We start from the raw sequence: 6,300 nt of genomic DNA, 5'->3' as shown, positions 1-6,300 counted from the left end.
TATACAGCGCTACAAACACGCTCAGACCGGCCGAGATGATCATGATAAGGGCAAAGGCGCGGAAGGCATCGAGGCCAAAACCGACGATATTGAGCAGGCGTGCGGACTCCAGTGCCGGGCTGGCGGCCTGCATATTGGTTTCCGCATTGATGCGGCGCGGGATCGACAGCACCGCCAGTGGGGTGCTGTATTGCACCAGCAAGGCGGTGATATCGCGGGGAATGCCGTCTTCGTCGTCTGCAGCTGGCTTGCTCGCATTGGCCGCATTGCTGCTGGTTTCGCCCTCATGCAAGTCCCACACGCTCTGCATATCGGTCAGTACCAGGTCATCCAGGATGGTGCCGCTCGGCGCCAGGATGCCGACTACCTCGTACTTATTGTCATCGTGCAAGGCGCCACCGCCGGTCAAACCGTGGCTGCTGGCAAACGATTGGCCCAGCTGCAGCTTCGACTGTGCAGCGACATTGGCTCCGAGCACCGCTTCCATCGACAGCTTCCATAGCTTGCCCTGGGCCAGCTTGCCGCCGTACAGCGCCATATAGTCGGGCGTGGTGCCGACAATGCGATGGCCGAGCAGATTGTCGCCCAGCGCCATCGGAATGGTCTTGGCAATAAACGGCAGCTTGGCGATCTTGGCGGCTTCCTTTTGCGGGATGTTTCCCGGTGGAATATCGACGTGGTAAACGGTGGACAGTATCAGCTGCAAGGGGCTGCCCTTGGCGCCCACCACCAAGTCGACACCCTTGCCGTTCGCCAGCAGCTTGTCCTGCAACTGGGCGTTGAACAGCATCAGGATGGCCACGGTGCCCAGACCAATCGCCAAAAGCACGATATTGAGCGAGGTGGTCAACGGCCGGGCGGCCAGCTGCTTGAGCGAAAGTTTGACGATATTCATGCAGCCACCTGAGCAGGGCAGGATTGGGACAGGGCCAGATGCCGGGCGAACCGCCCCTTGACCCGGCCATCATGGCTGGCGATCAGCAGGCTGGCGCCCACTACCGCCGCTTCGCGCTCCAGCAGGGCGATCACCGCCTCGGTGGCGGCATCGTCAAGATTGGCGGTCGGCTCGTCGGCCAGCAGCAATTTCGGTTGATTGACCACGGCACGGGCAATCGCTACCCGCTGCGCCTGGCCGCCCGATAGCTGGTGCGGCCGGCGCTTGGCCAGTTCCGCCAAACCCAGCCGATCCAGCACTGCCGAGATTCGCGATGCATCTTGCGGCAAGCGCGCCAGGTATTGCGCCAGTTGCAGATTCTCGGCCACCGTCAGGCTGGCGATCAGGTGCAGGCGCTGCGGCACCAGGCCGATCGTTTGGCCACGAAAGCGATCGAGTGTGCCGGCGCTCAGCTGCGCAATATCCTGGCCGGCGACGATGGCCTGGCCCTGGCTGGGGCTGAGCATGCCGCCAACGATGGACAGCAGGGTGGTCTTGCCACTACCCGATGGCCCGACCAGTACGGCATGCTCGCCCTGGGCCAGGGTCCAGTCCGGAAAGGCCAGCTCCTGGCCGGCCGGGTAGCGATGGCTTAGGGATTTCAGTTCGAACATATCGTCTCGTTCACGGGTATCAGTTCAGGCGCATCCCGGCCAACAAGGCCGAAATATTGTGGCGCATCAGGCTCAGATAGTCGGCGGCAGGGCCGCCGGACTTCGACAGGGCATCGGAATAGAGTTCCGGCCCCGGCGTGGCGCCGGCTTCGCGGGCAAGCTGTTGAACCAGACGGGGATTGCTGATGTTCTCGACAAATACCGCCTTGATCTTCTGCTGGCGCATTTGCTGGATCAGCTTGCCGATGTCGCGGGCGGTCGGCTCGGCATCAGTGCTCAGGCCCTGGGCGGCAATCAGGCGAATGCCGAAACGCTCACCCAGATAGCCAAAGGCGTCGTGCGAGGTAATCACCATGCGTTTGGCCGGCGCGATGCTGGCCAGTTGCGCATCGGCCCAGGCTTCCAGTGCCTGCAGCTGTGCGCTGTAGGCCGCCGCACGTTGCCGGTAGTAAGCGGCATTGGCGGCATCCAGTTTTACCAGCGCAGCCTCGATATTCGCGATATAGCGCCTGACCCGGGCCGGATCCTGCCAGGCATGCGGATCGGCATGATGGCCGCCCGGCAGTTGCCGGCTGCTTATGCCGCTTGAGGCCTGCAGAATGTCCCCGCGGTAATGGCTGGACTTCACCAGCTTGTCGGTCCATGGCTCAAAGCCAAGGCCATTGCTGACCAGCAGGCGGGCCTTGCCCAGCGCATGCATATCGCGCGGGCCGGGCTGATAGACATGGGCATCGCCATCGACGCCGACCAGGGTAGTGACGACCACCTTGTCGCCGCCGACTTGTTGTACCAAGTCGCCGAGGATGCTGAAGGTGGCGACGACAGGGAGCGGTTCGGCACGACAGCCAAGGCTTAGCACCAAGGCCAGCAAGGAGATGAGTTTGCGCATTCAGGCTTCCAGATGACGGCCGCGTAGCCAGCGGCCCAGCAGGCCACCGTGACGGCCCAAGCCTAGCGAGGCGAAGTAGGCGAGGCCGGCGGTGAGGATGATGGCCGGCCCGGATGGCAGGTCGGCGTGGTAAGACAGCAGCAGGCCGATATAGGCCGATAGCAGGGCGATACCGAGGGCAATGGCCAGCATGGCGGGCAGCTCGCGTGCCCACAGGCGGGCGCTGGCGGCGGGCAGCATCATCAACCCAACCGCCATCAGGGTGCCCAGTGCCTGAAAGCCGGCCACCAGATTGAGCACCACCAGGATCAGAAAGCCGAAATGCGCCCAGGCGCCGCCGCCGCCGGTGGCGCGAAGGAATTCCGGATCGAAACTCTCCACCACCAAGGCGCGATACAGTACGGCCAGGGTGAGTACGGTGATGCTGGCCACGCCGGCGAGAAAGCACAGCGCCATATCGTCTACCGCCAGCACGCTGCCGAACAGGATATGCATCAGGTCGACGTTATTGCCCCACTTGGACACCAGCAGCACGCCGCTGGCCAGCGACACCAGATAGAAGGCGGCAAAGCTGGCATCTTCCTTGAGTTGGGTGCTGCGTGTTACTGCGCCGGCGGCCAGCACCACCACCAGCCCGGCGAGCAGGCCGCCCAGGCTCATGGCGGTGAGCGACAAGCCGAAGGCGATAAAGGCAATGGCGGCACCGGGCAAGATGGCATGGCTCATCGCATCGCCCATCAGGCTCATGCGGCGCAACACCAGAAACAGGCCGATCGGCGCGCAGCCGAGCGCCAGTGCCAGGCAGCCAACCAGGGCGTGACGCATAAAGGCAAAGTCGGCAAATGGTTGCCAGAACAGGTCATAAAGCATGATTTACGCGGCCGTTCAGGCCGGCCTTTCTGGCGATGCAGCAGGCAGCCGTTCATCGCGATGGCAAACCGCAGCGTGTTCATCCCAGCCTTGCGCCATGCCGTTGGCGCGAGCCAGGTTGGCTGGGGTCAGTACCTCGCGGCTGGGGCCCCAGGCGATGCATTCCTTGGCGATCAGCAAGGTTTGCGGAAAGTAGTCTCTTACCTGCTGGTAGTCGTGCAGCACCGCAATCACCGTGCGGCCTTCCTGGCGCCAGTGACTGATCAGCTCCAGCAATTCATGCGTGGTGATGGCATCGAGCGCGGCAAATGGCTCGTCCAGCAGAATCAGCGGTGCATCCTGCAGCAGGACACGGGCAAACAGCACGCGCTGAAACTGGCCGACCGACAAGGCGTCGATGGTGCGATCAGCAAAGCCTTGCAGACCGACGCGGGCCAGTGCGGCGTCAGCGCGGGCGCGGGCATCGCGGCTGGCACGGCCGAGCCAGCCGCTGTGTTGCCAGTCACCCAGCAGTACCGTGTCGCGTACCGACAGCGGAAAATCGCGGGCAATGGCGGCCTGTTGCGGCAAATAAGCAAAGCGCGGTGGCTTGCCGTCGCGGAAGGCGATATGGCCGGAGTTGGCCGGCATCAGTCCGGCAAGCGCCTTGAGCAGGGTGCTTTTGCCTGCGCCATTCGGGCCGACAATGGCGGTGAGTTCGCCCTGCGGAAAGCTGCCGCATAGATGGTGCACCACCGGATGACGATGATAGGTGAGGGTCAGATTGCTAAGGCTGATCGCGGCCGGCCCATCGATATGGCGCAAAGGCAGGGCACGATGGATATGCGACGCGCTGGCAGGCGCGGCGCGGCCGAGCGCACGATAGCGCATCATGGCAGCGTACCCAGCGCCCAAGCCACCAGCAACCAGAGCACGGCCACCAGCGGCAATACCAGCAGCACCCGCTGCAGTGCCGAAAGTGCGATCAGGCTGAAACGGCGGCTCATGCACTTTCCTCGCCGGCGGCACGGCAGGCGGCGCAGGCGCCATGCAGCTCTACATCTTGTGGCGCCACGGCAAAGCCGATCTTGCTGGCTTCTTGCTGCATGCGCGCAGCCAGCCCGGCATCGTGCAACTCGCTGACGCCATGGCAGCGATCGCAGATCAGCATCACACCATGGTGCGGGTTTTCGAAGTCGCAGCAGGCGACAAAGGCATTCATCGATTCGAGCTTGTGCGCCAGCCCCACTGATACCAGAAAATCCAGCGCACGGTAGATGGTGGGCGGCGCGGCGGTCGGCTTGCGCTTTTGCACCTCGGCCAACAGCTCGTAAGCCTTCATCGAGCCGGGGGCAGTCAGCAGCAGGCTCAGGACTTCGCGTCGCTGATCGGTCAGTTTCTCACCACGGGCGCTGCACCAGATGGCGGCGTTGTCGAGATCCTGATCGATATGGGCATGGGCGGTCATGATGTAGCGGAGTCCGGTAGGCAGGCGGAGATGTTATAACGTAACACCCAGGCAAGCAAGGACTGTCGCTTCACCCCGGGCGGCTGATAGCTCAGGAAAGCCGGGGAAAAGTCGGGTCGGTCACGGTGATGCTGAGCACCATGCTCATCATGTCAAAGCAAGATTTGCTTGCGGCGACGCTTGTGATCTGGAAGGGCGAGCCGAGTAAGGAGTGACAGGGACAACGATCAGCTGCCACCCCTCAGCAGACAGAGCCACCAGGTTTTCGCTAACGCGACGTCGCCTGAAATGGCAAGCTGATCGGCGCGAACCCTGGGAGGCGCTGAATAAATCGAGTTTTCAACCAGCATCGCCGATCCCTGCAAACCCGGGGCCTAAGCGGCAGAGGGTAATGTGCTGATTCCTTGCTGTTTTATTCCACCCCCACCGCTCCCGCCTCCGCGGGGGCTGCGCTATTGCGCGTAAGTGGATTTGTTCAGCGCTTCCCTAGCGACCCTGGGTGCCGAAGAACTCGCGCATCATGAATTCCTCTAGGCCAGCATTGTCTTCCGGCCTTGCCGAAAGCGGAATGACCCGGCCGAGCCGATACGAATCCCAGTTGAAATCACCGCTGTAGTACTTGCGGATCAGCTGGATCATGCGGCGAACAATGGCGCGCTGGATGTCGCCATCCGGGCCGGCCTGTACATCGATCAATTCGCGGCGGGCATTGCTGATATTGCCGCTCCAGCCACGGAAGGAGAACTGTGCGCTGCTGGCGCTCATGCTGGTGATCTGGAAAATGCCATTGGTGCCTGGCTGCTGCAGATTGCGGCGGATATTGGCATCGCGCACTTCTTCAGCGCTCGGCGTTGCCGGCGCGCCACCACCCGCCGCTGCTTGCTTGCGCTCGCGCTGTGCGGCGATATAGCTGGCCAAGTCCACTGCCGGTGCCGGGCCGGGTGTGTAGACCGGCTCCGGGGGCGGTGCCGGCGTTGCAGGCGCCGCGACACTCGGTGCCGCCTGCGGGCTGGGTTGGCGCAATGCCAGGCGACGCGGTGCGCTAACCGTTGCATGGCGTTGCGGCGGCGCAGCCGGCGGCGGGGCTTCGGCCACACGCGGGGCAGGTGCTGCAGCGTTGGGCTTGGCTAGATTGAGCTGGACCGAAAACGGATGTGGTGCGGCGGGCGCGCCTTCATCTCCCTGCCGCATCGGCTGCTTCAGCGTGATCAATATCACGATATGCAATAGCAGCGAGCCGATGATCGCAATCAGTGTATTGCGCCGGATGGTGATCACCACCTCGCTGGATGGCGTTTGCAGCTTGCGCCAAGCAAGGGGCGGTGATTCGATGGACGGGGCGCTCATGAAGGAATGCGGCTGGGCTGCAGAAAAAAGACGTTGTTTGGAGGCGGGCAGGGCGGGAAGTTCCTGCCGACAAGACTGAGGCGGCGACATGCTAGCCGGCAACGCGCGCTACGCAAAGCGGCGCCGCGCCGTGCTTACGCTCTTTTACGTTTTTGTACTGCTCCCATCCTTGGCAGCTGCACTGCTCTGTTGCGCATCG

The 6,300-nt window shown here is 63.1% G+C and carries 7 protein-coding genes; all 7 read right to left on the bottom strand.

The features are described 5' to 3' along the window. A partial coding sequence (locus tag ACE3OH_RS17970) for an ABC transporter permease (protein WP_374356329.1) occupies nucleotides 1-895 on the bottom strand: 895 nt, incomplete at its 3' end. Then, nucleotides 892-1,548, bottom strand: a complete 657-nt coding sequence (locus ACE3OH_RS17965) for an ABC transporter ATP-binding protein (RefSeq protein WP_374356326.1) — start codon at nucleotides 1,546-1,548, stop codon at nucleotides 892-894. The genes ACE3OH_RS17970 and ACE3OH_RS17965, both read right to left, overlap by 4 nt. 19 nt (nucleotides 1,549-1,567) lie before the next feature. Continuing rightward, entirely contained in the window at nucleotides 1,568-2,437 is an 870-nt protein-coding gene (locus ACE3OH_RS17960) for a metal ABC transporter solute-binding protein, Zn/Mn family (protein ID WP_374356321.1), read from the bottom strand. Further along, entirely contained in the window at nucleotides 2,438-3,307 is an 870-nt protein-coding gene (locus tag ACE3OH_RS17955; protein WP_374356318.1) for a metal ABC transporter permease, read from the bottom strand. Between the two features lie 15 nt (nucleotides 3,308-3,322). Further along, on the bottom strand, nucleotides 3,323-4,180 hold the full coding sequence (locus ACE3OH_RS17950) for a metal ABC transporter ATP-binding protein (protein ID WP_374356315.1): 858 nt from the start codon (nucleotides 4,178-4,180) through the stop codon (nucleotides 3,323-3,325). Between the two features lie 109 nt (nucleotides 4,181-4,289). Further along, a complete protein-coding gene (locus ACE3OH_RS17945) occupies nucleotides 4,290-4,754 on the bottom strand; it encodes a transcriptional repressor (protein ID WP_374356312.1) in 465 nt (154 codons plus the stop codon). Between the two features lie 486 nt (nucleotides 4,755-5,240). Then, nucleotides 5,241-6,101: a hypothetical protein gene (locus ACE3OH_RS17940; RefSeq protein ID WP_374356309.1), complete on the bottom strand. Its 861-nt coding sequence runs from the start codon at nucleotides 6,099-6,101 to the stop codon at nucleotides 5,241-5,243. Nucleotides 6,102-6,300 lie beyond the last annotated feature (199 nt).

It is taken from the genome of Chitinimonas sp. (assembly GCF_041904975.1).
In the GTDB taxonomy this organism is placed as follows: domain Bacteria; phylum Pseudomonadota; class Gammaproteobacteria; order Burkholderiales; family Chitinimonadaceae; genus Chitinimonas.
Note: the sequence above shows the minus strand (reverse complement) of the source record. Positions and strands in the feature narration are given on the sequence as shown.